The following is a 22956-nucleotide window of genomic DNA, read 5'->3' as shown; positions in this document are numbered from 1 at the left end:
AGGGACGAGGTGGCCGCGCGGGCCGCCGTTGGACGGACGACGCGTCAGGTGCGGCTCTGCGCGAGCGCTCCGGCGAAGTGCCGGGGCCAGCGGGTGGCCAGCGCCCGGCGGTGGAGGCCGGGCAGGACGGCCGCCACCTGCGGTGCCAGGCCGGTGCCGTGCCGCACCTGTCGGTAGCACTCGAAGAGCCCGATGACGTTGCGCCAGTACGGCGGCAGGTCGATCCGTTCCAGCGCGGAGGGGGACAGCCGTACGGAGTCGGTGCGCAGCCGGGCCTCCCAGTTCAGGACCTCTTGGATGAAGGGCCAGTTGTCCTGTGGCGGCATGGCGGGGAACGCGGTGGTCGGGGCGGGGCTGCGCGCCGCCTCGGCCAGCACCTGGTCCGCCCATGGTGCGTCCGAGTCGTAGACGTGGACGGAGCCGACGTGGTGGCTGTACGAGCCGACGCCGAGGCCGAGTTCGCGGGCCATCACCTCCTGGAGCACGGTGAACGAGAAGACGTCGCTCACCATGCCGCGGAAGGCGTCGTTGGCCCGCATGAATCCGACCGTGCACAGCTTTCCTTCGCGGATCATGAATTGCAGGGCCAGGGTGCAGGCGACGTCGATGTTTCCGGGAACCGTCAGTTCCCGTGGTGTGAAGATCTGCATCACCGCGCGTTTGCTGTCCGGGTCCTCGCGCAGGGTGTTCAGCACGTTCTGCCACTGGTCCAGGCCGTCTGGCGGGTGCCGGAAGATGCGCGGGCCGTACGCGGTGCCTTGCAGGGTCCGGCCGTCCTGCGAGTAATGGGCGATGCTCGACGCGTAGTGGCCGATGAAATCCAGCCCGTTCGTCCCGGACAAATACCAGAGCGCCTCGGCATAATTGAAGACGAGATTGGCCCGCCGGGCGGGCAGGGTGACATGCCGCTGGACGGGATCGAGAAGGCCGAAACCGACGCCGATGCGCTCGCGGCTCCGGAATCCCCGCGGCGCGTTGCGGTAGGCGGAGTTCTCGAACGTCTCCCGCAACTGGGCGAGATAGGCGTCCTGAAAACTGGGGTACAGGGGCATGTTCATGTGTCACTCCTCGGTGCGGGAATGCCGCGGCCCGTCAGGTGCCGGGCGCCGGTCCGCCGGGTGAGCGCGTCCACGGAGGCGTGCAGATGCTCCGGGGACAGGGGCAGCCGGTCGATGGCGGGCGCCCACTCCGGGACGGCCGCGCATATCGCGGCAGCCACCGCCGCGGCGGCGGCCGAGGTCCCCGCTTCCCCGATGCCTTTGACGCCGAGCGGGTTGTACGGGGTCCCGGCCGTCGGAGCGGCGGGCGGCAGCAGGTCGACGTCGACGTCGGGCACGTCCGCCGCCAGCAGGAGCGGGTACTCCCCGAACCCGGTGACCAGCGGCTGCTCCTGCTCGTCGTAACGGATCTCCTCCAGCAGCGCGGCGCCGACCCCCTGGACCAGACCGCCCGCGAGCTGGCCGCGGACCACCCGCTCGTCGATCACCCGCCCCGCGTCGCAGGAGATCGCGAGCCGCTCGGCCCGGACCAGGCAGAGCTCCGGGTCCACCGCCACGGCGCAGGTCACCGCCCCGTGGGGGTAGGTGTGCGCGTCGATCGCGTACCGGCCGACCGCCCGGAGCCCGGCACCGCCCCGGCGCGCGATGCGGTCGAGCGGGACGGCGGCCCGGCCGGCGCCCGGGGGCCGGGCGGCGGCCTGCTCCCCGAAGGCTGTTTTCTCGGCGTCACCCGGTTGCTCCCCCTCCGCCCGCGCCCACTCGGCCGCGCGACGCCGCAGGGCGACACAGGCCGCGTGGACGGCGTTGCCCGTGTGCGTCACGGTGCGGCTGGCGAAGGTGCCCGGTCCCACGGCGCCCGACGTGTGGTCGTCGAGCACGATCTCGACGCGGTCGCAGGGGATGCCCAGCGCGGTGGCCGCCACTCGGGCGAGCGTCGTGCGGTGGCTCTGCCCGGAGGGCGCGGCGGCCGCGTCGATCCGTACGGTGCCGTCCGGCCGCAGAGTGGCGACCGCCCGCTCGTCCCCGCCCAGACCGGCCTTGTCGACGAAGGGCACGACCGCGGTCCCGCGTCGCCACCCGCCCTCCGGAGCGTCACCGGGGACCACGGGGTCGCTGGCACCGTGCGCCATGCCGCCTGGAAAGCCGCTCGGCCCCGGTCGTTCCGTGCCGGCCCGGCGGAGCGCCCGCTCGTACGCGCCGAGGAAGTCACCGCTGTCGTAGCGCACCGGCCCCTCGCCCACCGTGCCGACGTCGTACGGCATGTCGGCGGCGGTCAGCAGGTTGCGACGACGTACCTCGACCGGATCGAGGCCCAGTTCGTGGGCGAGCAGGTCCAGCATGCGTTCGCGCACGAAAGCGGCCTCCAGCCGGCCGGGCGCCCGCAGCGGCCCGACGGGGGTCCGGCTGGTCAGCAGGTAGCGGGCCCGCGCGCGGTAGCGGGGGAGCCGGTACGGGCCGGGGAACAGGGCCGTGGCCAGCAGGGCCTGGAGGGTGGTGAGCGGGCGGACGTACGCACCGGCGTCGGCGACGATCTCGGCACGGGCGCCCAGCAGGCGCCCGTCCGGGCCGGCCCGCAGCTCGGCCCGCCACACCATGCCGCGAGAGTGGTGGGCCGCGACGACGTGTTCGGCCCGGTCCTCCAGCCACTTCACCGGCCGCCCGGCGCGCATCGCGAGCCAGGGGACGAGCAGATCCTCGGGGTGGGTCTCGCCCTTGACGCCGAACGCCCCGCCCACGTCCCCCGCGGGCAGACTGATGTGCCGGGGGTCCAGACCCAGAGCCCGGGCGAGCCGTTCCCTGGTGAGCTGCGGGTGTTTGGTGACGCCGTGCACGGTGAGGCGGGGAGCGCGGGCGTCCCACTCGGCGAGCAGGCCGCGGGTCTCCAGCGGCATGGCGGTCTGCCGGGGGAGACGGAAGGTACGGGCGAGGACGACGGCGGCTTCTACGTCCGCCGGTTCCGGGCCCACCTGCTGGCGGACGGTGGCGATCCAGCGCGGGTCGTCGTCGGCGAGGTGGGCGGTGCCGTGCTCGGGGCCGGACAGCGGGGTGCGCGGGGCGCACACGACATCGACCAGTTCCGCACCGTCCTCCGCGGCGGCGGCGCTCTTGGCCAGGACCACTGCCACCGGCTGGCCCGCGTAGCGGAGTTCAGTGGTGGCGAGGACCGGTTCTGCAGGGGCGGGAAGCTCCCGGTGGAGCAGGCGCATGGCCTCGGGCAGGTCGTCGGCGGTGTACGCGGCGAACACACCGGGGTGGTGCAGTGCGCGCCGTACGTCGACGCGCAGGAGAGCCGCGTGGGCGACATGACTGCGGACCACCCGCGCCCACAACTGGCCGGGCAGGTCGCGGGCGCCGACGAAGTCGCCGCGGCCGGTGAGCAGCCGCTCGTCCTCGACGCGCGGGGGGTGACCGGGAGGGGATGTGTCCGCCGCCAGGCCGGCCGCCGCGTGGGCCAGGCCGGGGTAGCCGGTGCAGCGGCAGGTCGCCTCGCTGATGCGGTGGCGTGCCGGTGTGCCGACCACGGTTGCCGGGCCCGTTTCCTCGGTCCGGTGCGCGGCGTCGGCGGTGTCGGTCAGCAGCGTCACGAACGCAGGTGTGCAGTACCCGCACTGGAGCGCCGAGGCGGCGCTCAGCCACGCGCGCACCCCGGTCAGGGCCGGAGCGCCGGAGCGTGCGGTGTGGATGCTCGCACCCTGGCACTGCGCGGCCAGGACGAGGCAGGACCGTACCGGCCGTCCGTCGAGGCGCACCGTGCAGACCCCGCACTCTCCCTGGTCACAGCCGGTGCTGACCGGGGAGCCGAGGGCGGCGAGCAGCCCCGCGAGCGTCTCGCGCGGCTCGGTGCGCAGACAGTGGCTCGCCCCGTCGACCTGGCAGGTGACCTCCACGCGGGTGTCGGTGCGAGCGCCGGAGCCGGTTCGAGACATGATTTTCCCCCCAGGAGAACCGCACCGTGGCCTTGCCCCGCGGCGCATTCCGTCCTTGCGGAGGCGGTGCTCACCCGCGGCTTCGGACGGACGGCGGCTTCGGGCCGGACGGCTGTTCCGTACCGGACGGCTGTTCCGGACCGGACGAATGAGCAGAGGTTCGTCGGCCTGTTCCGGCACGAGTGCTCAATACCCGCGGTCCTTATCGGTCAACCAGTATTTACGCGCTTGCCGGAAAATGATGCGTCCCGTCCGTATGGGCGAGATTGTCGGTCGCGTCGAAATGCAGGAATGAGCGAGGTGTTGAACTTCTGATCGTTTTCTGGACGGTGCGCGCGGACCGGGTTACCGTTTGGCTGAACAAGTAGCCCCTGGCCCGGTGTTACCCGGCCGGGCGCGTCAAAAGGGTACGGTTCTCCCGCTCTTCTCACCTGTTCCGATCTACGAACCGGCGGGGCGCGGTGATTTCATATTCTTATTTGTCCTTGCTGGTGTGCGCCGGAACAATGTACGGCACCCGCACCCGACAAGAAGAGAGGTCGCCCACGGTGCCTCGTAGAAAATCCCGGGAACATTCCCCCGCCGCCTGGCCCCTGTTCGCGGCGATGTCGGTGGACGCGTTGGGCACCGGCCTGTACGTGCCGCTGTCCCTGCTGTATTTCCTGCACGCCACGGACATCGGACTGCCCCTCATCGGCACACTCGTCAGCGTGGCGACCGCGCTCACCCTGCCCGTGCCGCTGCTCGCGGGCCGGGCGGCCGACCGCTTCGGCGCCCGTCCCGTCGTCATCACCGGGCAACTCGTCCAGGCCGTCGGATTCTTCCTGTACCTCCAGGTCTCCGGACCGGTCTCCCTGATGATCGCCGTTCTCGTGGAGGGCGTCGGCGCTCGCGTCTACTGGTCCTCCGTCTTCACCCTCATCGCCGAGCTGGCGGACGCCGACACCACCGGCCGGGCCAAGGAGTGGTGGTTCGCCAGGGCGAGCATGATCCGGGCCGCGGGGATGGGCGCGGGCGGCATGACGGCCGGGGCGGCCCTCGCCTGGGAGTCCACCCGCGCCTACCACCTCCTGATTCTGGTCAACGGCGTCTCCTTCACGGTGGCCGCGCTCCTGGTGCGGTCCCTCGTCCGGGTGGGCCCCGTCATCCGTACGCACCCTCCGCACACCGCCACGGAGACGGAGGCCGCCGCAGAAACCGGGGCCCGTACGGAGCCGCTCGGCGCCGGCCACCGCGCCCTGCTGCGCGACCGGCCCTACCTCCAACTGATCCTCGCCAACACCGCGTTCGCCGTGTGCAGCACCTTTCTGACCATCGCGCTGCCCGTGTACGTGACCAAGGGCCTGGGGGTGGACGACTGGGTGGTCGGGCCCCTGCTGGCCGTCAACACCGTGCTGCTCGCCACCACCCCGGCCCTCGTCAGCCGGTTCGTCCGGCGCCATATGACGCGTGTGCGGACGATGGCACTGTCCGGCCTGTGCTGGACGTTGTGGTGCGCCGGGTCGGCCGTGGCCCTCCTGCTGCCGCACGCGGCGCTGCCCGCGTTCCTGCTGCTCGTGCTGCTCTGCTACACCGCGGGCGAGCTGATTCACGAACCGGCGTCCAACTCCCTGGCCGCGAGCGCCGCGCCGCCTTCCGCACGCGGCTTCTACCTCGCGGCGTTCCAGTACTCCTTCACCGTGGGCACCATCGTCTCCCCGGTCCTGTTCACCGTGCTGTTCAGCCGGCGCGCGGAGCTGCCCTGGATCGTCGTCGGCGGGATCGCGCTGCTCGGCACCGCCCTGATGCTGCCGCTGGAACGGCGGCTGCCGTACGCGGCGGTGACCGGTGAGGAGTACGTACCGGCCGGTGAGGTGAAGGTGACCGCCCAAGAGGCCGACTGACCGCCTGAGAGGCCGACTGACCGCCTGAGAGGCCGACTGACCGCCTGAGAGGCCGACTGGCCGCCGCAATTCCCGTACGGCCCGACAAGGGCAACCTGTCCGACCGCCGGAGGCGCCCATGCACGCAGCACCCTTCGCATTTCATGCGGCCCGGGACCTGAAGGACGCACTCGAAGTGCTCGCCATGTCACCGGGCGCCGCCGTACTGGCCGGCGGGCTGAGTCTGATCCCGGAACTGCGTTCCCGCCGCCGCCGGGCCGCCCTGCTCGTGGACATCAACAACGTCCCCGGACTCGACGGCGTCACTGCCCTGGCGGGCCGGCCGGGCGGTCCGCGCCCGGTGCTGCGGATCGGCTGCACCGCCCGCCAGGCCGATGTCCTCGCCGTCGCGGCCCGGCATCCCGGACACGCCCTGCTGGCCGCCGCCCTGCGCACCATGGGCACCGCCCTCGTACGGCAGCGAGGCACGCTGGCCGGCGCCGTCGCGCAGGCCGCCCCCGAACTCCAGATGTCCGCGCTCTGCTCGGTGCTGGACATCCGCGTCACGGTGCGCAGAGCCGCGGACACGCACGACCGTGCCGCCCGCGAGCTGTACGCCGAGGCCGGCCCCGGTCCCGGCGAACTGGTCGCCGCCGTCGAGGTACCCGGCTGCCGCTCCGGAGAGGGGTGGGCCTTCCTGCGGGCCGGCCGCCGGACCTTCGGCGCCCACCTCGGCGGCGTGGCCGTACGGCTGGACCTGCACCCGGACGGCCGGTGCCGCGGCGCCCGCATCGCGCCGTTCGTCGCCGGACACGACGGCACGGCACTCGCCGAGGCCGGTGCCTCGCTGTGCTCCGGCCCGGTGGACACACAGGCGGTGCGCCGGGCGGCCGACCTGGCCGCGCGGACCGTCCGCACCCGGTCCGACGCGCTGGCCTCCGCCGACTACCGGCGCCACCTGGTCCGTGTCCTCGTCCGCCGGGCTCTCGTACAGGCAGTTGACCGCACGCGCGGTCCCTTCGGAGAGGTGGTCTCTTGATGGTCGACTCATTCGTGGAACGGTGCCGCCGGCACGCCTCCGGGGCCTGGCGCGCCTACCGGCACCACCCGTGGATCGAGGCGATGGCCGCCGGCACCCTCCCGGTCGAGAAATTCGTCTCCTTCCAGGTCAACGACGCCCCCTACATCTCCGACCTGCACCGTGCGCTCGCCCTGGGACTGGCCAAGGCCCCCACCGGCTCCGCGTGGTCCAAGGCCGCCGCCACCGTCCTGGACGACGTGTGGGTGCTCGGGGAGATCCGGGCGAAGGAGGAAATCCTCGCCGAGCTGGGAGTCACCGGGAAGCTGAGCATCGGCCCCGCCGCCTACATCCCCGCCCGCGAGGCGTACGCCAACCACCTCGTCCGCACCTCCCTGGAAGGGGGCATCGGCGACATCGCCGCGGCGCTGCTGCCGTGCGCGATGTTCACCGAGGTCATCGGTCGGCGGTTCGCGGACGTCCGCGTCGCCGGGCCGCCCGCGTACCAGAGATGGGCCGACATCTACGTCCAGCGGGCCGTTCACCGGATGGCCCAGGTGCACGCCGAGATGATGGAGACGGAGGCGGCCCGGACCGACGAGGCGGGCCGGGACCGGATGCAGCTCCTGTACCTGCGCAGCGTGCAGCACCAGGTCGACGTGTTCGACGCCGCCTGGAACCTCGACGTGCGCTGGCCCGGTGAGCAGGGTGACTGACCTCGGTGCCACGGCCGGTGCCCACGCTGTCGACAGCGACCCGGACCACACGATGCTCGCCGCCGTCCTGAGCGAGGCCGGCCGGCCGCTGACCCTGGAGCGGCGTGCCCGCCCGCTGCCCGGCGCGGGCGAGGCGGTCATCCGGGTCCGGGCCGCGGGCGTGTGTCACACCGACCTGCACCTCGCCGCGGGGGTGCCGGCCACGCCCCGGCTGCCCCTGATCCTGGGGCACGAGATCGCGGGCGAGGTCGCGGAGCTGGGGGAGGGCGCGGCCCGGAGCACGGGGCTCGCTGTCGGGGACCGTGTGCTGGCGTACTACTACCACGGCTGCGGAGTGTGCCGCCGCTGCGCACTGGGCCTGGAGAACCTTTGCCCCACCCCGCTCGCCAAGTGGGGCTTCGACACCGACGGAGGATTCGCCGAGTACTTCCTGACCGCCGCGCGCTGCCTGGTGCCCGTCCCGGCGGAGGTCCCGCTCGCCGAGGCGGCGGTCCTCGGGTGCTCGGGCACCACCGCGCTGCACGTCCTCCGGTCGGTGGCGAAGCTGCTGGCGGGGGAGGCGGTGGCGGTCGTCGGTGCGGGAGGAGTGGGACTGGCCTGTGTCCAGGCGGCCGTCGCGCGCGGGGCCCGCGTCGTCGCCTTCGACCCGCGCCCCTGCGGCCGGGAGGCGGCACTGCGGTACGGGGCGCTCGCGGCCGTCGATCCGGCGGACCCGCACCCGGTCGGCGCCATGCAGCGTTCCTCCCGTATGGAGATCCTCCGTTGCGACGTCGTGGTGGACACCGTCGGCAGCACCGACACCCTCAACCTCGATGTGCTGCTGGCCGACCTCCAGGGGCGGGTGGCCGTCGTCGGCTATACCGGCCGACCCGTGGCCCTGGACGTGTTCCCGTTGGTCTCCCGTGAGACGGCGGTGCTCGGCTCCGTAGGGGCCACGCTCGACGACGCACGGGACGTGGTGCGGATGGCCGCTGCCAAGAGCCTCCGCGGCCTGATCGCCGCGGAGTACCCGCTCGCCGGGATCAACGAGGCGCTGGACCGCCTGGCGCGCGGCGGGGTCACCGGCCGTCTGGTGATCGTCCCCTGACCGGGAGGCAGCCGGCGGTGAGCAGCGCGCCGGCCACCTCCGCCAGCGGCCGGGCAGCCAAGGACGGCAGCGTCACATCAGCGGCGGACAGGTCGAAATGCGCGGTGACCATGTTGGGCACCGCCACACACCGGATCCGGGCAGCCCGCGCGGCCCGGATCCCCACCGGACTGTCCTCGAACGCGAGGGCGTCACCGGCCGCGCACCCCAGTTCTCGCAGCGCCGCCAGGTAAGCGTCCGGGGCCGGCTTCCGTGCGATTCCCTCGGCTTTGCAGATGATGACCCCGAAGAACTCCGGAGCGATTCCGGCGCTTTCCATCCGCTGCCGGATCCACCAGTCCGGCGCGTTCGACACGATGGCCAGGTCGAAACCGAGCCGCCGGGCTTCGGCGAGATGTTCCTCGACGCCCGGTCGGGTGACGAGGAGTTCGTCCCGCCACACGATCCGCCGGCGTTCCACCGCCTCCCAGTCGACGGGCTTTCCGACGAGTTCCGCAAGCCGCTCCGTCGGCATGCAAGGGCCCCGCCCCGCTTCGGTCTCGGAAAGCCAGTGGGCCAGGTCGAGTTCGTGTCCGAACTCGGCGTACACCCGTTTCCACGAGAGCAGTCCCGCCGTCTCACTGTCGATGAGCAGGCCGTCGAAGTCGTAGAGCACGGCAGGCATTTCAAGCCCCTTTCCCCGACTCGTCGGTGCGTTCCCAAGAGGCCGTACCCAGCTCCGGCTTGGGCCCGCCGAAGATCTCCTCGACCCGACGCCCCACGGAAATCGTGACCCCTTCGTTGAGCAGCCACGTGTGCACCACGCAGGTACGCCAGCCCGCGCACGCGAAGGGCTCTCCGGCGACGAGCTCCTGGGCCTCTTCGAGGGACGCGGCGCCGATGACGAAGAAGCCGGTGGGGTCGACGCCCGACTCCCTAGGCGGCGCACCCACCGGCCCGCCGGCACGGAGCGGCCCGCCGGCGAAGAGACGCCCCTCGTCCTCCAGGTCCAGCAGCCAGTCCAAATGGTCGAGCATCAGGTCACGTCCGCGTGGGCTTTCGACGTCGTACACCGCTGTCGGCCGCATGAAGACGGCGAACAGCCGTACTCTTCCCATGCGTTCCACAATGGCAGCGGTGTCCCTGCGGCGGGAGAACCGATCGGGCATGCACACTCCTTGGACATACGTCGGTCCGGCCCGCAACAGCCGAATGCCGGAAACGACAGGGGAGCTCCCCTCTCGCGATCCACGAACGGGATCAGTCGCTGAAGGGTGGCCGATACCGGGAAAGCCGCCCGCGACGGGCCGCATCATCGGTCGGAACGAGGTACGGAATGATCGGGCGGCTGAACGGCTGGATGGTCGCCAACGAAGATTCCCTGAGGAGGCACCGGGAAACCGTATCGCCGTCCGTCAACCGGAAAGGCGTCAATGGCGAGCGGATACTCCGGACAGCTTTCCGTGAACACACGCGACGGTCGATGCCACACTCGACCGGATGACGCTGCGGTGGTCGGTTTTGCCGTACTCCGGTGGTCGGGCGCACGGGTACCGGCGGGGGTGTGGACACGTTCATACGGCAGCCCGGAGGTCCGGTTGCGCCGGTCGGTGCGGGCTCGTCGGCGAGCATCCCCCACGTCGTAAGCGAGCGGTCACTGATGAACCACAACCGCCGCGACAGGGCGGTCTGCACGATTCCCCCCTGGGACCGAACAACTCCGCCGTAGGCTGGCGGCCTCGCGACGAGGGGAGCGAAGCGGTGAGTGAGTACGACCGGCCGACGGCCAAGGGCGGCATCGACGGGGGCGACGAGGCCGGCCGGGGGACGCCCGACGACGGCGCCCCCGCCGCGCGCAAGGGCAGCAACTCCATCTCAGGCGGCCAATTCGGCAACGTCGTCATGGCGGACACCGTGCATGGCGGTGTGACCGTCAACCACGGTGGCGGCGACACTCCGAGTGACTTGGCGGACCCCGTCATCGCCTCCGTGCAGTTGAGGCCGGGCGGGACCCTCGCTGATCTGGTCGTGGACGCGGATCCGCCACGCGTGATGGTGCCCAGCGGCACGGTTCACGTCATCACCCTGGAGGCCAGGACGAACCGGGCCGTGGTCCTCGACGCCGCGCGCCCCGTCGTTCTGGCTCGCAGGCCACCGCGCCCCGCCTGCCTGGTGACCCGTATCGGGGCGAAGATCGAACCCCGTCGCTTCATCACCGACTTCGACGTACGGGTGCCACAACTGCAGGCCCAGGGAGCCGACTTCCCGTTCTCCATCAGCGCCGCCGACGTGGAACAGTTCTGGTTCGAGCCCATCGCCCGCACACACGAGATCTCGTGGCAACTGGAGCTCGACTGGACCTGCGCGGGTCGTCGCGGCACCACCGTCATCAACAACAACGGGGAACCGTTCGAGGTGTACCCCGTGGCCGCGTTGTACGACGGCCGTGAGCCCTCCATTCTGCATTCCGGCTGCGACCTCTATCACGCGCGGGGGTGCCCGTCCCTTCTTCTCAAAGAATCAGGGGCTCCCACATCTTTGTGGACATCGGCTACGTCGTCCTCGCTCCCGTCCTACCCTGCGGTGGGCGGACCGCGAGCCGCCGACGCCGCAACCGTGCCGCCGAACCGCTCCGAGGACGACGATCCGGAGGATCTGCGACGTCACATCCTGGCTCTGCACGCCGATTTCGCCGTCAGTGACCCGGAGCTTCCGGCCTCCTGGCCCGACTACCGCAAGCTCGCCTCACTCGTACGGATCCTGTTCAACCGCCCGGATCACCGCAGCCACGCATCACAGGAATTCCGGGCCCTGCTCGTACAGGTGCTGCGCTATCTGTACGTGTCCGGCCAGCACGAACCCGGCGTGGCCCTCGCCCGCACAGCCGGCGCAGCCTGGAGCGAAACGCTCGGGGAGGACCATCCGGACACACTGGCGGTGGCCAACAGGCTCGCCGGGTGCCTGGTCGGCCTCAGGAAATATGCTGAGGCAAGGGCTTCGTTCGCCGACCTTCTCCCACGCTGTGAGCGGACGCTGGGCTGGGAGGATCCCCTGACCCTGACCGTCGCCGGCAACCTTTGCGGGTGCCTCTCCGCACTCGGTGCCCACGAAGAGGCCCGGCAACGGTGCGAGGACGTGCTGCGTCGGAGCCGCCTCGCGCTCGGACCCGACGACCCCCGCACACTGCGCGCGGCAGCCAGTCTCGCGAGCTTCCTGCGGCGCCTCGGCGATCACGAGGCTGCCCTTGTCGTCCTGGAGGACACCCTTCTGCGGTACCGGCGGGTGCTGGGTGAGGACCATCCCGACACCCTGCACGCCAAGCGCGATCTCGTCGCTCTACTCCGCGAGCTGGGGGAGGACGGCTGCGCCCAGGCCGTGGTGGGGGATCTGCCGGCCGGCCCCTGAGCGGATGTCGAGCACGGGCAGCCGGGCAACGCCCCGCTGCCCGCTCGGCTCCCGTATGCCGTCCCAATCGCTCACCTCACAAGCCTGCTCGCCCCCGGGGCCGGCAACCACCGAGCCGTGCTCCTCCGACCTCCTTGGTGGCTACGGCGGAGGCGGACAGGAGCGTGGCGGCCGTGAGGCTGCCCCAGAGGGCAGCCGGGCCGAGTGGTGCGAGCGTGGTGATGACGACCGGGGAGACGGCGAGGCCGAGGCCGGTGGAGAGCTGGAAGCGGGCGAGGGCGCGTCCCAGGGCGCGGGCCGGGGCGAGGGCGGTGACCAGTGCGGTGGCGCTGCCGGCGTAGATGATCTCGCCGATCGTGCAGACCACGGACACCGCGGCGACGGCCGGGGCCGCCCAGCCGGGTTCCAGTGAGGCGGCTGCGAGGAAGCCGAGGTAGGACGCGGCCAGCACCACGCCGGCGAGCGCCAGCACGGTCCGTCTGGTGAAGCGGGACATCAGGACGGTGACCGGCACCTGCAGGGTGACGACCAGCACCGTGTTGGCCACGAAGACGGCCGCCGGCCACACCGGGGACGCGTGCAACTGGGTCACCAGGACCAGCGGGAGCGCGATCTCGGGGACGTTGAGGCAGAAGACGTAGACCACGTTGGCGGCCAGCAGCTTGAGCATCCGGGGCGCGTTTTCTCCGTCCCCGTCGCCGTCCTCGGCCGGGGTGGCTCCCGCCGGATGTGCGTGGACGTGGACCGACCATGCCAGGGCGGCCGCGGCAAGGTAGGCGAGCGCGGTGACCGCTGCCAGCGCCCGCAGCGCGGTGGTGCCGCCTGCCAGACATACGGTGGCCAGGAGGGCACCAACACCCAGGGCGGCGTTGCGCAGGGCGTGGGCCGCTGCCAGGGCGGTATCGCGTTCCCGGCCGTGGGCGACCGTGGCCACGAGCGCGGCGTGGGCCGCGGGCCATGCCTGGTTGCCCACGCCGAGCAGGAGTGCCGCCGTCGCGAAAAGCCCGATGTGCCCAACCGGAGCGGCCAGTAGCAGCACCGCGCCCAGCACCCGCACCAGCATCGACGCCGCCACGACCGTGCTGCGCGCGCCGCGGTCGAGCCATCGGCCCACCGCGGGCATGCAGACCAGGCCGGCAGCCAGGCCGGCGGCCATGGCCGTGCCGGTGACCGGCGCGGACAGATTCAATACCGTCACGCCGTAGAGCAGCAGAAAGGGCCGCAACAGGCCGGTGCCCAGTGCGTCCACGGCCAGGGCGACGGCGTAGCGGGGGCCTCCTGAGGCGCGGACGAGGGCGCGGGGCCGGATTCGGGTAAGGGGTGCCATGGCGCAGACGCTGCGGCCGGCAGCCGGGGCAAGCACGCCGGTTGACGCACATCGTCAATCGACGCCGCCACCAGGTGGTCCGGGCCGTGATGATGGGGGGATGACGTTGAGGATCGACATCAGCGGTCTGCCGTCCGAGCGAGTGCGGTTCGCCGCCTCCCCGCTGGCCGAGCTGACCGCGATGCTGCACGTGCTGGCCGAACCCGGGCACCATCCGCAGTTCGCCGGCTGGGCCGCGGACGTCCGGGCCGGGCTACGGCCAGGGCTGACCGAGCGGCTCGCGCAGGCGGAGTTCCTCTGGCGTGCCTCGCAGGCCGACTTCCTGATCCCCGCGCGGCCCCGGCCGACCCTCGCCGAGGAACTGGACGACGTGGACCGGATCGACGACGAGAGGTATGTGACCGCCGCGCTCGTCACCACCTGCGGCAGCAACCGGACCCAGGCTCCCGGAGCGTCGCCACTCACCGACACGGCCGCGCGCGAGCGGGCCCTGGTGGTGGCCCAGGCCCGCGGCGTACGGCAGGAAGCCTTTGCCCAACGGCTGCTCGCGGACCCGGCCGCGGTGCGGGCGCAGGTGCGCCGCACCCTCGAAGAATGCGCGGAGACCTTCTTCGACGATGCCTGGACGGGCATCGCGGCGCAGCTCGCCACCGACCTGCGCCTGAAGAACGAACTGCTCAGGCGCCAAGGCATCAGGGCAGCACTCGCCTCGGTCTCCGGCGCCGTCACCCTGGCTCCGGACAGCGACTGCATCATCGTGGACAAGATGCAGGACAAGGCGACCGCCGCCCGAGGCGCTGGTGTCACCTTCATCCCCAGCGTCTTCGGCCGCCCCCACCTGGTGGCGGTCCACGCTCCCGGATGGCATCCGGTACTGCAGTACCCGGTCGCCGAGCCCAGCCCGGCAGAGCCGGTCTCCTTGGAAACAGTCACCCTCCGGCTGGAGGCGCTCGCGCATCCGGTACGGCTGCGGCTGCTGCGCACCCTGGCCCGCGGCCCGCACACCACCGGCGAGCTGGCCCACGTCTGGGACCTGTCAACCCCCGAGGTCTCCCGCCACCTCGCCGTCCTGCGCCGCGCGGGCCTGCTCACGGCCCGACGGCAAGGACGCTACATCCGCTACACCCTCAACCTGCCCGACCTGGCAGAGCTGGGCACGGATCTGCTGGCAGCCGTGCTGCGCTGAGCAGCTTCCGGGCGCGCTGGAGTAGCGAACCAGTCACCGACGGCCGGTGTGCCTGCTGGCGCCAGGCGGCTGGCCGGTGACGCGTTTGAAGGCGCGGCTGAAGGCGGCCTGGGATGTGTGGCCGAGACGTTGCGCGACGGACTGGATCGACAATGTGTCCTGTGCCAGCCACTGGCCGGCGTGAAGCATCCGTAGCTCCGTGGCGGCGTACCGGAGAGGCGGCATGCCGATCGTGCTCTGGAACCGGTCGGCGAAGACGGACCGGAAGACGACGTTGCATTGGGCTGCCACCGTAGGTGCGGACCACGGGCAGGCATGTCGCCCTTCGCTTTCGGCTGCGGTATCCGGTTGACTTCTGGGGGTGCTGCGACTATCGGTTGTATTCGTCCTTGTCCTGGCGGGCGCCGTCCTGACGGTGCCCGCCCTGCTCATCTCGCCTTGGTGGTGGGCGGCCGCCGTTCCCGTACTGGCCCTCGCGGCTCTGGGCGTGCATGACGCGTTCCAGCGTCGCCATTCGGTATTGCGCAATTACCCGCTGATCGGGCGGCTGCGTTATCTGCTGGAGAGCGTGCGTCCCGAGATGCAGCAGTACTTCGTCGAGCGTAACTATGACGGCCGCCCGTACGACCGCGACGTTCGCAATATCGTCTACGAGCGCGCGAAGGGCACCGAGGACGAGGCGCCGTTCGGCAGCGAGCGGGACATGTACGGCGGCGGATACGAATTCCTGGTCCCGTCCATGGCGCCGAAGCCGGTGCCGGACGAGCCGCCGACCGTGCGCATCGGCGGCCCCGACTGCACCCGGCCGTACGACATGGCACTGCTGAACGTCTCGGCGATGAGCTTCGGTTCGCTGTCCGCCAACGCGATCCTGGCCCTCAACCGGGGCGCCGCACTGGGCGGCTTCGCACAGGACACCGGCGAGGACGGGCTGTCGGAGTACCACCTGCGGCACGGCGGCGACCTCGTATGGGAGATCGGCACCGGCTACTTCGGCTGCCGGACCCCGGACGGCGACTTCGACGCGCACGAGTTCGCCGACAAGGCCGCGCACGACCAGGTCAAGTGCCTGTCCCTGAAGCTGTCGCAGGGCGCCAAGCCGGGCCTGGGCGGCGTGCTGCCCGGCGGCAAGGTCAACGCCGAGATCGCCCGGGTCCGTGAGGTGCCGCAGGGTGAGACGGTCGTCTCTCCGCCCTACCACCGGACGTTCGGCACGCCCCGGGAACTGGTCGGCTTCCTGGCCCGGATGCGCGAGCTGGCGGACGGCAAACCCGTGGGCTTCAAGCTGTGCGTCGGTTCCCGGCAGCAGTTCCTGGCCGTGTGCAAGGCGATGCGGGCCGAGAGCGTCACCCCGGACTTCATCATCGTCGACGGCGCGGAGGGCGGCACCGGAGCGGCACCGCTGGAATTCGCCGATCACCTGGGCAGCCCACTGACCGAGGGCCTGATCACGGTGCACAACGCGCTGGTGGGCACCGGCCTGCGGGACCGCGTCAAGATCGGAGCGAGCGGAAAGGTCGCCACCGGCAGCGACATCGTCAAACGCATCGCGCAGGGCGCGGACTACACCAACGCGGCCCGCACGATGATGTTCGCGGTCGGCTGTATCCAGGCACAGCGCTGCCACACCAACCGCTGCCCGGTCGGTGTCACGACGCAGGACCCGCGGCGCACCCGCGCGCTGGTCGTCACCGACAAGTCCGAGCGAGTGCACCGCTACCAGCGCGCGACGGTCCGCAGCGCCCTGCAGATCATGGCGGCAATGGGCGTACGGGAACCGGGCGAGCTGCGCCCGCACATGCTGCGCAGCCGCGTCGGCCCCGACACGGTCAGGTCGTACGCCGAGCTGTACACCTGGCTCGCTCCGGGGCAGTTGCTCGACGAGCCGCCCCGGGACTGGGCGGCGGACTGGGCGGCGGCGGACCCCGACCAGTTCACGGTGTGACTCCAGCAGCCCCGGTACGAACAGAACATCGCGACTGCCTGCGGAATGACCGGGCGCTCAGGCAGTGGGGTCGTAACCGTCCCGGTAGGTCCAGGCGTCGGCCGCTGCAAGAAAGCGGCATGGAGGCCGGGGCGTGGCAGTAGTAGGTTGTGCCGGTGACTGATGTCCTGCCGCCCGGCGGCGCTGTGCTCGACGCGGATGAACTGGATGCCCGGTGGGCGGACGCCTGGCGGCCGGAACAGGTCGCGGAGCGGCTGGACGGGGTCGACACACCCTGGTGCGTCGCGGCGGGGTGGGCGCTGGATCTGTTCCGTGGGGGGCGGCCGCGGCCGCACGGTGATCTGGAGATCGCGGTGCCCGCGGCGGGATTCCCGGAGATTCGGGACCGCTTCGCCGAGTACGTGTGGGACGCGGTGGGCTCGGGACGGGTCTGGGCGGGAGCGGGACCTGAGCCTTTGGCGGCCACGTACCAGACCTGGCTCCGGGACCCGGCAAGCGGCCAGTTCCTGTTCGACGTCTTCCGCGAGCCGCACGAAGACGGAACGTGGATCTGCCGTCGGGACGAGCGTCTGCGACTGCCCTACGACACGATCGTCGAACGGACGGCAGACGGGATCCCCTACCTGGTCCCGGAGCTGGTGCTGCTGTTCAAAGCGAAAGCGTCGCGCCCCAAGGACCAGGCGGACTTCGACGGGGTGCTGCCGCTGCTGAGCCGGGCGCGGCGGGTCCTCCTCGGCGAGTGGCTGGAACGCGTACACCCCGGCCATCCGTGGTCGGCAGAGCTGGCGAGGTAGCCGGCGCAGGACCGGTACCGAGCGGAGAAGACACCGAAGGGGCAGACAGACGCCGACTGTCTCCTGGCGAAGGCCCCGCCGATGCTTCTCCGCTGCGGTCGATCCGATCAGCCTGGCACGTGCAGTGCGGGCCCGTGCTGGGCCTGGGCTGCGAGCCAGTCACGGACCAGTTCGTCGTTGGGTGATTCGAGCAGGGCGAAGTGATCGACCGGCAACCGGTCCACGGCGTCGTCGGGCAGGATGTCGCGCCACTGGCCGATGGCCTTTCCGCCCGTCCACGGTGTGCCGCCGTCGGCCGCGACGGCGGTCGGTCCGCGGCGGGCGTAGTCGATCTCGCCGCCGGTGTCGCCCTGCAGAATGTGCACCTGCAGTCCGTCGGGCGGGGTCAGCACCAGGCCGTTGAGGATGCGCGCGTTCGATTCGTACACCGTCCAGGCGTCCTCGATCTCCCGCTGGTCGGCGTCCCGCGCCAGGGTCCCCGCGTCCTTGGCCGCCGCGGTGACCGCCGCCAGGTCGAACCCGCCGGCCTCGGTGACGAACCGCTGCGCGGGGACGGGGATCGACCAGCCGACGCGGACGAAGATGTCAAAGGCGTCGTCCACGCTCACGCGGTGTGCGCCGGGGTCCGGCGGGTCGATGAGCAGGGCACGGACCCGCTCGCCACAGGTGTCGCGCAGCCGGCGGGCGACCTCGTAGCCGAACACGCCGCCCAGCGAGAAGCCGGACACACAGATGGTGCCGAACCGGTCGACGCCGCCTTCCAGCAGCACCTCGGCGAGCCCGTCGGCGAGCGCCGCCATGCCCTTGCCGGACAGTTCGGGTGGGGTTTCCATCGCCCACACGGTGTCGTCGGCGGGCAGCAGGCGGGACAGCGACGCGTAGCGGGTGACCGCGCCGGACAGCGGCGGCAGGAAGACCCAGAGTCTGTCGTGTCCCGCCGGGCGCATCCGCACTAGGGTGGTTCCGGTGGTGTGGTGCGCGGTCGGGATGCCGTCGCGGCGGTCGGTCAGGAGCCGTGCCAGGGCGTCGAAAGCGGGGGTACGGTACAGCTCGGCGGCGCGCAGGTGTACACCGAGCCTGCTCTGCACCTGGGTGATCAGCTCGATCGCTCTGATCGAGTCGCCGCCGGCCGCGAAGAAACTCGTCGACGCGTCCTGGGGCGGGCTGCCCAGCACGTGCCGCCAGGCCAGCCGCAGTTGTGCGGCCGTGTCCGTGGGATCGGCGCTCTCCTCGGCATCCGTGCCCGGCCGGGTCTGTGCCCGCTGGAGCAGCGCCGCCTGATCGACCTTGCCGCGTGAGGTCAGCGGGAACGCGTCCACCACCGTGACCTGCGAGGGCACCATGTAGTCGGGCAGGGCGGCGGCGAGCAGCCGCACGATCGCCGCTGCTGGGTCCGGCTGTGGCGCGCGGCTTTCGTCGAGCCGGACGAACACGGCCAGAAGCCGGCTGCCGGCACCGTCGAACGGCACGATCACCGCGTCGAGGACGAAGTCGAGGGACAGCAGCCGGGAGACGATCTCACCGGGCTCCACGCGGAAGCCGCCGTGCACCTTGACCTGCGCGTCGAAGCGGCCGTGCAGGTGGTAGCCGCCGTCGGGCCGCGCGGTGGCCACGTCGCCGGTGCGGTACGACCACTGACCGTCGAGCACGCAGAAGGCCGAGGACGACGCCGCCTGCCCCAGGTAGCCGCGGCCGACCGCGACGCCTTGGACGACCAGTTCGGTCGCCTTCCCGTCATCGCCGAGCGGTTCCAGTCGGAACCGGACGTCGTCGATCGGAGCGCCGATCGCGATGGCATCGCCGGGCAGCAGGTCCCGGTAACAGACGACGACGGCCGTCTCGGTGGGCCCGTACCCGTTGACCACGCGAGTGCCTTGCGGCGCGGCGTCCGACCAGGCGGCCACCGCGCCCTGGGTCGGTGCCTCGCCGCCGGCCATCACCAACCGCAGGTCCGGCGCGGTGCGACCGGTGGAGGTGGCCAGTTCGGCGCCGAACCGGTTGAAGACGCCAGTCGGCAGGCTCAGTACGGTGATGCCGAGCCGGCGGCAGTGGTACAGGAAGTCCTCGGCACCGCCGTACACGAACGTCTCGTCACGGAAGGCGAGTTCACAGCCGGCTGTCATCGCCGTGCAGATCTGTTCGAGCGCAAGGTCGAATGCGATCGAGGAGAAGAGGAGCCGGGTGTCGGCCGAGGTGAGGCCGTACCAGTCGATGGTGCGCCGTACGTGATTCTCCAGTGCGGCCTGCTCGATGACGACGCCCTTGGGGACCCCGGTCGACCCGGAGGTGTAGGCGACGTACGCGGCGGGCGAGGTGCGCCGGACGAGTCGTTCGTCCAGCGGCGGTCCTGGTTGCGGGCCACGCTCCGGTCCCGACTCCGTGATCAGCGCGACCGGGCGGCAGTCGTCGATGATGAGCTGCTTGCGGGGGGCAGGTAGGTCCGGTTCCAGCAGGGTGAAGGCCGCGCCGACCTGGCTGACCGCAGCCATCGCGACGACGGTCTCGAAGCCGACCGGCAGGTCGATGACCACCACGGTTTCGGGCACGACGCCGAGCGCGCGCAGTTGCGTGGCCAACGTGTCTGCGGCTGCGGCGAGTTCACGGTAGCTCAGCGTGGTCTCTCCGCGGGACAGGGCGGTTTCGTGGGGCCGGTCGGTCGCATGGGCGGCGATCGCGGCGTACAGCGTGGCGCCGGTGCGCGGGGTCATCAGGCGTTCACCTTTCGCGGGCGGGGAGTGACGCGGGTACTGGGGGCGGTGGGCAGGATCGCGAGGGCGGCGAGGGCGGCGACCGCCGCCACCACCGCGCCGGTGATCCAGGCGGCGAGCAGGCCGGAGCTCACCGCGTCGGCGAACCACGCGGTGGCCTGGCCGGAACCATGGGCGAGCAGCTCGTGATCGTCACCGATCGATCCGGCCGTCGTCGGAAGGCCGGGGGCCGAGGCGATCCGCGACCCGTAGCCCGCCGAGAACACCAGGCCCATCACCGCGACGCCTCCGGCTCCGCAGATCTGCTGGAACATGGCGTTCACGGAGGACCCGACGCCCGAGTCGGCCGGCCGCAGACTGGTGACGATCAGCGTCAGCGCGGGGCCGACGGACAGCCCCATGCCGAGCCCGCAGCACAGCAGTCCGGTGGCGAGCAGCGGATATCGCAGATCCGCGGCGGCCAGTGCGCACAGGGCGCAGCCGGCCGCGCCCAGGCCGAGCCCGGTCACCACGGTGGCCCTGGCTCCGGCCCGGGCGGTGACCGCGGCGCAGGACAGCGAGGCGGCGGTCAGCCCCACCGCGAGGGGAAGCAGACCGGCACCGGCAGCCAAGGGGCTCCAGCCCAAGCCGTACTGGGTGAACTGACCGGCCAGGAATACCGTGCCGAACAGGGCGAAGAACAGACCGGACATGGCCACGACGGCCCCTGTGAAGGTGCGCACCCGGAAGTAACCGAGGTCGAACAGCGGCCGGTCGGTGCGCCGTTCGTGAGCCGTGTAGCCGATCAGCGCGAGCAGACCGGCGGCGCCGAAGGCGCACCTCAGCCAACCGGGGAGCCCGCCGTCGGCAGCGAAGATGATCGCCGAGGCGAGCGCCGCGACACCGGTCAGCAGCAGCACCGCTCCGACGAGGTCCGGGCGCGCCGGGGTGGACACCGGCTCCCTGCGCCGGATGAGGGTGGCGGTGCCGATCAGGGCGACCACCCCGACCGGCACGTTGATCAGGAAAATCGATCCGTACCAGAACCGGGTCAGGAGCAGGCCCCCCAGCACCGGGCCGATGGCCACGCCGAGTCCGACGACAGCGGGCCACAGCGCCAGCACGCGCCGCCTGCCGTCGTCGGTCAGCTCCGTGGCGAACAGCCCGAAGATGCTCGGCACGATGAATGCCGCGCCGACACCCATGCCCGCGCGGGACAGCACCAGCGCAGGCACCGAGGGCGCGAACGCGCCCAGCAGCGAGGCGGCCGTGAACACTCCGACGCCCACGGCGTAGGAACGGCGCACGCCCATGCGGTCGACGGCACCGCCGGCGATGATCAACGACGAGGCGAAGACCAACATGTACGCGTCGATCGCGAGTTGTACCGCCGGTGTGCTCGCGTCCAGTGCCGCCGAAATGCTCGGTACCGCGGTGTTGATGATGGAGTTGTCCGCGGACACCATGAACAGGCTCAGGTACGCGGTGGCCACGACGCCGCCGCTGCGCGAGATCACTCTCGGCCGCCTTGCTGCCAGCGACATTCAGTCCTCGATCTTCCTTTGAGTCGGTTGCTAGCCGTTGACCAGGTATTCAGTGCCGTCCACGAAATGGTGGAGATGCCGGGCCACCGAATCGACGTTGACGGTCTTGATGATCCACCGCTGCTTGAGCGTCTCCTCGTTCTCTACCTTCACCACCTCTTTGGCGTGGATGGTGTGGTTGTTGTAGGTCACGACGAAGTCGCCGGGCTCGATGAACAGGCGGCACTTCTGGCTGTGCAGTACGGCATTCAGCTTTTCGAGCAGAGCGCTTGCCTGATCGGTCAGCCCGCGGGTGCGGTTCTCGAAGTACCGGAGATCTCCGAGTTCACCGAGCACAGGGTGCCGGTCGGCCTCCCCGAGTTTTTTGTCGCCCACTACCGTCAGGTCGTCGAACGGGGTATGGAACTCGGGCTTGCGCAGCAGGTCGAGTTCGTCCTCGTCGAACTGCTCCCATACGTCGATGTTTCTGACGAAGCTGGTGTACACCTCGTTCACGGGGTCGCTGCGCATGCCGACCATGTACACCTGGTCCGGGCGTACGAAGTGATTCGCCAGATCCTTGTGGAAATGGATTGCCCGCAGTGCCTTCTGCGACTGGGTTTCGGCCATCGCCTTTTTGGGGTAGATGTCCTGGAATACGTCACCGTCGTTGACGTTCACGTAGCCGATGGCCGGGGTTCCGCACAACTGGGCGAACAGTGACAGCATCGCCTCGGCGATGAACGTCTTCTTGAGTTCGTACTTCGACTCCACCGGATTCTCGAAGTCGAAGGGCGGAACGTCCCGGTCGTACGGGCCGTTCTTGATGCATACCACCGGCTCCAGATCTCGATCCCTGGAGGCGAGCGTGGCGACGAAGTCGACGAAACGCTGTGGAATCCGCCGCTGCCGGATGATCTCCTTCACCTGGCTGGCAAAGGCGTTGTACTCCCGGTACGGCGATATCGTGGTCCGCGACAACGCCTCCTGCAGGTTGTCCCGTTCGTCATCCGTAAAGATGAACTCGGGCTCTATCTTCCAATTCGCGCACTGCTGGTCAGGGGAAATGACGCGCTTCGACAAGGTGTTCCCTTCCCTTGGAGCCGACATCAAGGAAGCGCCCGGCGAGGGGCGCTCAAGTGCATGAAAACGCGACAGGCAAGAATTTCCGTTGCTCTGTGCCGCAACAAAAGAGATGAGCGCGGGGGTGCTTCCGGATGACGGTGCATCGCCGACGCGCGAGCCCTTTTTGCGATCGCGGGTTTCCGGGCGGCAATGGCCGGGTGCGCGGAAAATCAATAGCGGGCCATTCGGATCCCGGGCCCACTCGACAGGTAAAGCTTTGCGGGCGTCCGGTTGATGGCCGTGCTCCCCCTTGCGGTCGAGCTATTGTGGGCTCGCCGGTTTTCCAGACGCTAACAGCCTGGTCAGCCGCGCGGAAGAACATTCCCGAGTGGCTCAGATCACAACCCGCATCGGCAGGGTCCACCATTCGGCCGGGC

17 protein-coding genes are annotated in these 22956 nt (G+C 70.9%); 8 read left to right on the top strand and 9 right to left on the bottom strand.

Going from position 1 to position 22956, the window contains the following annotated elements; genetic code table 11:
- Positions 1-44: 44 nt before the first annotated feature.
- Together EJG53_RS02745 and EJG53_RS02740 are read right to left on the bottom strand one after the other, a co-directional pair.
- Positions 45-1058, bottom strand: a complete 1014-nt coding sequence (locus EJG53_RS02745) for a thymidylate synthase (RefSeq protein ID WP_125043413.1) — start codon at positions 1056-1058, stop codon at positions 45-47.
- Complete coding sequence (locus EJG53_RS02740) at positions 1055-3925, bottom strand: molybdopterin-dependent oxidoreductase (RefSeq protein ID WP_167515028.1); 2871 nt, start codon at positions 3923-3925, stop codon at positions 1055-1057. The genes EJG53_RS02745 and EJG53_RS02740 overlap by 4 nt, the downstream gene beginning before the upstream one ends.
- 548 nt (positions 3926-4473) lie before the next feature.
- On the opposite strand from EJG53_RS02740, the gene EJG53_RS02735 reads away from it, so the two are divergent.
- The 4 genes from EJG53_RS02735 (at position 4474) to EJG53_RS02720 (ending at position 8608) form a co-directional block, all read left to right on the top strand.
- Positions 4474-5808 (top strand): MFS transporter, encoded by a 1335-nt coding sequence (locus EJG53_RS02735; RefSeq protein WP_244954944.1) that lies wholly within the window; start codon positions 4474-4476, stop codon positions 5806-5808.
- Between the two features lie 118 nt (positions 5809-5926).
- The gene (locus EJG53_RS02730; protein ID WP_125043411.1) at positions 5927-6826 is read left to right on the top strand and encodes an FAD binding domain-containing protein; all 900 of its coding nucleotides are present in this window, start codon (positions 5927-5929) and stop codon (positions 6824-6826) included.
- The gene (locus EJG53_RS02725; RefSeq protein WP_125043410.1) at positions 6826-7521 is read left to right on the top strand and encodes a TenA family protein; all 696 of its coding nucleotides are present in this window, start codon (positions 6826-6828) and stop codon (positions 7519-7521) included. Before EJG53_RS02730 ends, EJG53_RS02725 begins: the two co-directional genes overlap by 1 nt.
- The gene (locus tag EJG53_RS02720) at positions 7505-8608 is read left to right on the top strand and encodes an alcohol dehydrogenase catalytic domain-containing protein (RefSeq protein WP_125043409.1); all 1104 of its coding nucleotides are present in this window, start codon (positions 7505-7507) and stop codon (positions 8606-8608) included. The genes EJG53_RS02725 and EJG53_RS02720 overlap by 17 nt, the downstream gene beginning before the upstream one ends.
- On the opposite strand, the gene EJG53_RS02715 is transcribed toward EJG53_RS02720, so the two are convergent.
- Positions 8580-9272 (bottom strand): HAD family hydrolase, encoded by a 693-nt coding sequence (locus EJG53_RS02715; RefSeq protein WP_125043408.1) that lies wholly within the window; start codon positions 9270-9272, stop codon positions 8580-8582. The genes EJG53_RS02720 and EJG53_RS02715 overlap by 29 nt on opposite strands.
- A 1-nt stretch (position 9273) precedes the next feature.
- Positions 9274-9705, bottom strand: coding sequence for a YciI family protein (locus EJG53_RS02710; RefSeq protein WP_167515027.1), 432 nt, complete (start codon positions 9703-9705; stop codon positions 9274-9276).
- Between the two features lie 643 nt (positions 9706-10348).
- Here EJG53_RS02710 and EJG53_RS42085 point away from each other — a divergent pair.
- Complete coding sequence (locus tag EJG53_RS42085; RefSeq protein ID WP_244954943.1) at positions 10349-11992, top strand: tetratricopeptide repeat protein; 1644 nt, start codon at positions 10349-10351, stop codon at positions 11990-11992.
- Between the two features lie 76 nt (positions 11993-12068).
- On the opposite strand, the gene EJG53_RS02700 is transcribed toward EJG53_RS42085, so the two are convergent.
- Complete coding sequence (locus EJG53_RS02700; protein ID WP_125043406.1) at positions 12069-13319, bottom strand: MFS transporter; 1251 nt, start codon at positions 13317-13319, stop codon at positions 12069-12071.
- Between the two features lie 100 nt (positions 13320-13419).
- On the opposite strand from EJG53_RS02700, the gene EJG53_RS02695 reads away from it, so the two are divergent.
- Positions 13420-14505, top strand: coding sequence for a DUF5937 family protein (locus EJG53_RS02695; protein WP_125043405.1), 1086 nt, complete (start codon positions 13420-13422; stop codon positions 14503-14505).
- A gap of 33 nt (positions 14506-14538) precedes the next feature.
- On the opposite strand, the gene EJG53_RS43235 is transcribed toward EJG53_RS02695, so the two are convergent.
- Positions 14539-14937 (bottom strand): helix-turn-helix domain-containing protein, encoded by a 399-nt coding sequence (locus EJG53_RS43235; RefSeq protein ID WP_280526749.1) that lies wholly within the window; start codon positions 14935-14937, stop codon positions 14539-14541.
- On the opposite strand from EJG53_RS43235, the gene EJG53_RS02685 reads away from it, so the two are divergent.
- Positions 14900-16450 (top strand): FMN-binding glutamate synthase family protein, encoded by a 1551-nt coding sequence (locus EJG53_RS02685; RefSeq protein ID WP_371858784.1) that lies wholly within the window; start codon positions 14900-14902, stop codon positions 16448-16450. The two genes, EJG53_RS43235 and EJG53_RS02685, sit on opposite strands and share 38 nt — an antisense overlap.
- A 155-nt stretch (positions 16451-16605) precedes the next feature.
- The gene (locus EJG53_RS02680) at positions 16606-17244 is read left to right on the top strand and encodes a nucleotidyltransferase domain-containing protein (RefSeq protein WP_125043403.1); all 639 of its coding nucleotides are present in this window, start codon (positions 16606-16608) and stop codon (positions 17242-17244) included.
- Positions 17245-17351: 107 nt separating this feature from the next.
- Here EJG53_RS02680 and EJG53_RS02675 read toward each other — a convergent pair whose 3' ends face one another.
- From EJG53_RS02675 to EJG53_RS02665, 3 genes are read right to left on the bottom strand one after another with little or no spacing between them, the layout of a single operon-like run.
- Positions 17352-19952 (bottom strand): AMP-binding protein, encoded by a 2601-nt coding sequence (locus tag EJG53_RS02675; RefSeq protein ID WP_125043402.1) that lies wholly within the window; start codon positions 19950-19952, stop codon positions 17352-17354.
- Positions 19952-21448, bottom strand: coding sequence for an MFS transporter (locus EJG53_RS02670; RefSeq protein ID WP_167515026.1), 1497 nt, complete (start codon positions 21446-21448; stop codon positions 19952-19954). The genes EJG53_RS02675 and EJG53_RS02670 overlap by 1 nt, the downstream gene beginning before the upstream one ends.
- 57 nt (positions 21449-21505) lie before the next feature.
- A complete protein-coding gene (locus tag EJG53_RS02665) occupies positions 21506-22753 on the bottom strand; it encodes a hypothetical protein (protein WP_244954942.1) in 1248 nt (415 codons plus the stop codon).
- Between the last annotated feature and the right edge of the window lie 203 nt (positions 22754-22956).

The sequence above is a fragment of the Streptomyces chrestomyceticus JCM 4735 genome (assembly GCF_003865135.1).
In the GTDB taxonomy this organism is placed as follows: Bacteria; Actinomycetota; Actinomycetes; order Streptomycetales; family Streptomycetaceae; genus Streptomyces; species Streptomyces chrestomyceticus.
The sequence above is the reverse complement of the archived record's forward strand: the minus strand, read 5'-3'. Positions and strand labels throughout refer to the sequence as shown.

Coding starts and splice junctions, on each gene's coding strand:
- EJG53_RS02725 (WP_125043410.1), top strand. CDS start 6,826: ATGGTCGACTCATTCGTGGAACGGTGCCGCCGGCACGCCTCCGGGGCC.
- EJG53_RS02700 (WP_125043406.1), bottom strand. CDS start 13,319: ATGGCACCCCTTACCCGAATCCGGCCCCGCGCCCTCGTCCGCGCCTCA.
- EJG53_RS02710 (WP_167515027.1), bottom strand. CDS start 9,705: ATGGGAAGAGTACGGCTGTTCGCCGTCTTCATGCGGCCGACAGCGGTG.
- EJG53_RS02675 (WP_125043402.1), bottom strand. CDS start 19,952: ATGACCCCGCGCACCGGCGCCACGCTGTACGCCGCGATCGCCGCCCAT.
- EJG53_RS02715 (WP_125043408.1), bottom strand. CDS start 9,272: ATGCCTGCCGTGCTCTACGACTTCGACGGCCTGCTCATCGACAGTGAG.
- EJG53_RS02740 (WP_167515028.1), bottom strand. CDS start 3,925: ATGTCTCGAACCGGCTCCGGCGCTCGCACCGACACCCGCGTGGAGGTC.
- EJG53_RS02745 (WP_125043413.1), bottom strand. CDS start 1,058: ATGAACATGCCCCTGTACCCCAGTTTTCAGGACGCCTATCTCGCCCAG.
- EJG53_RS02695 (WP_125043405.1), top strand. CDS start 13,420: ATGACGTTGAGGATCGACATCAGCGGTCTGCCGTCCGAGCGAGTGCGG.
- EJG53_RS02730 (WP_125043411.1), top strand. CDS start 5,927: ATGCACGCAGCACCCTTCGCATTTCATGCGGCCCGGGACCTGAAGGAC.
- EJG53_RS43235 (WP_280526749.1), bottom strand. CDS start 14,937: ATGAGCAGGGCGGGCACCGTCAGGACGGCGCCCGCCAGGACAAGGACG.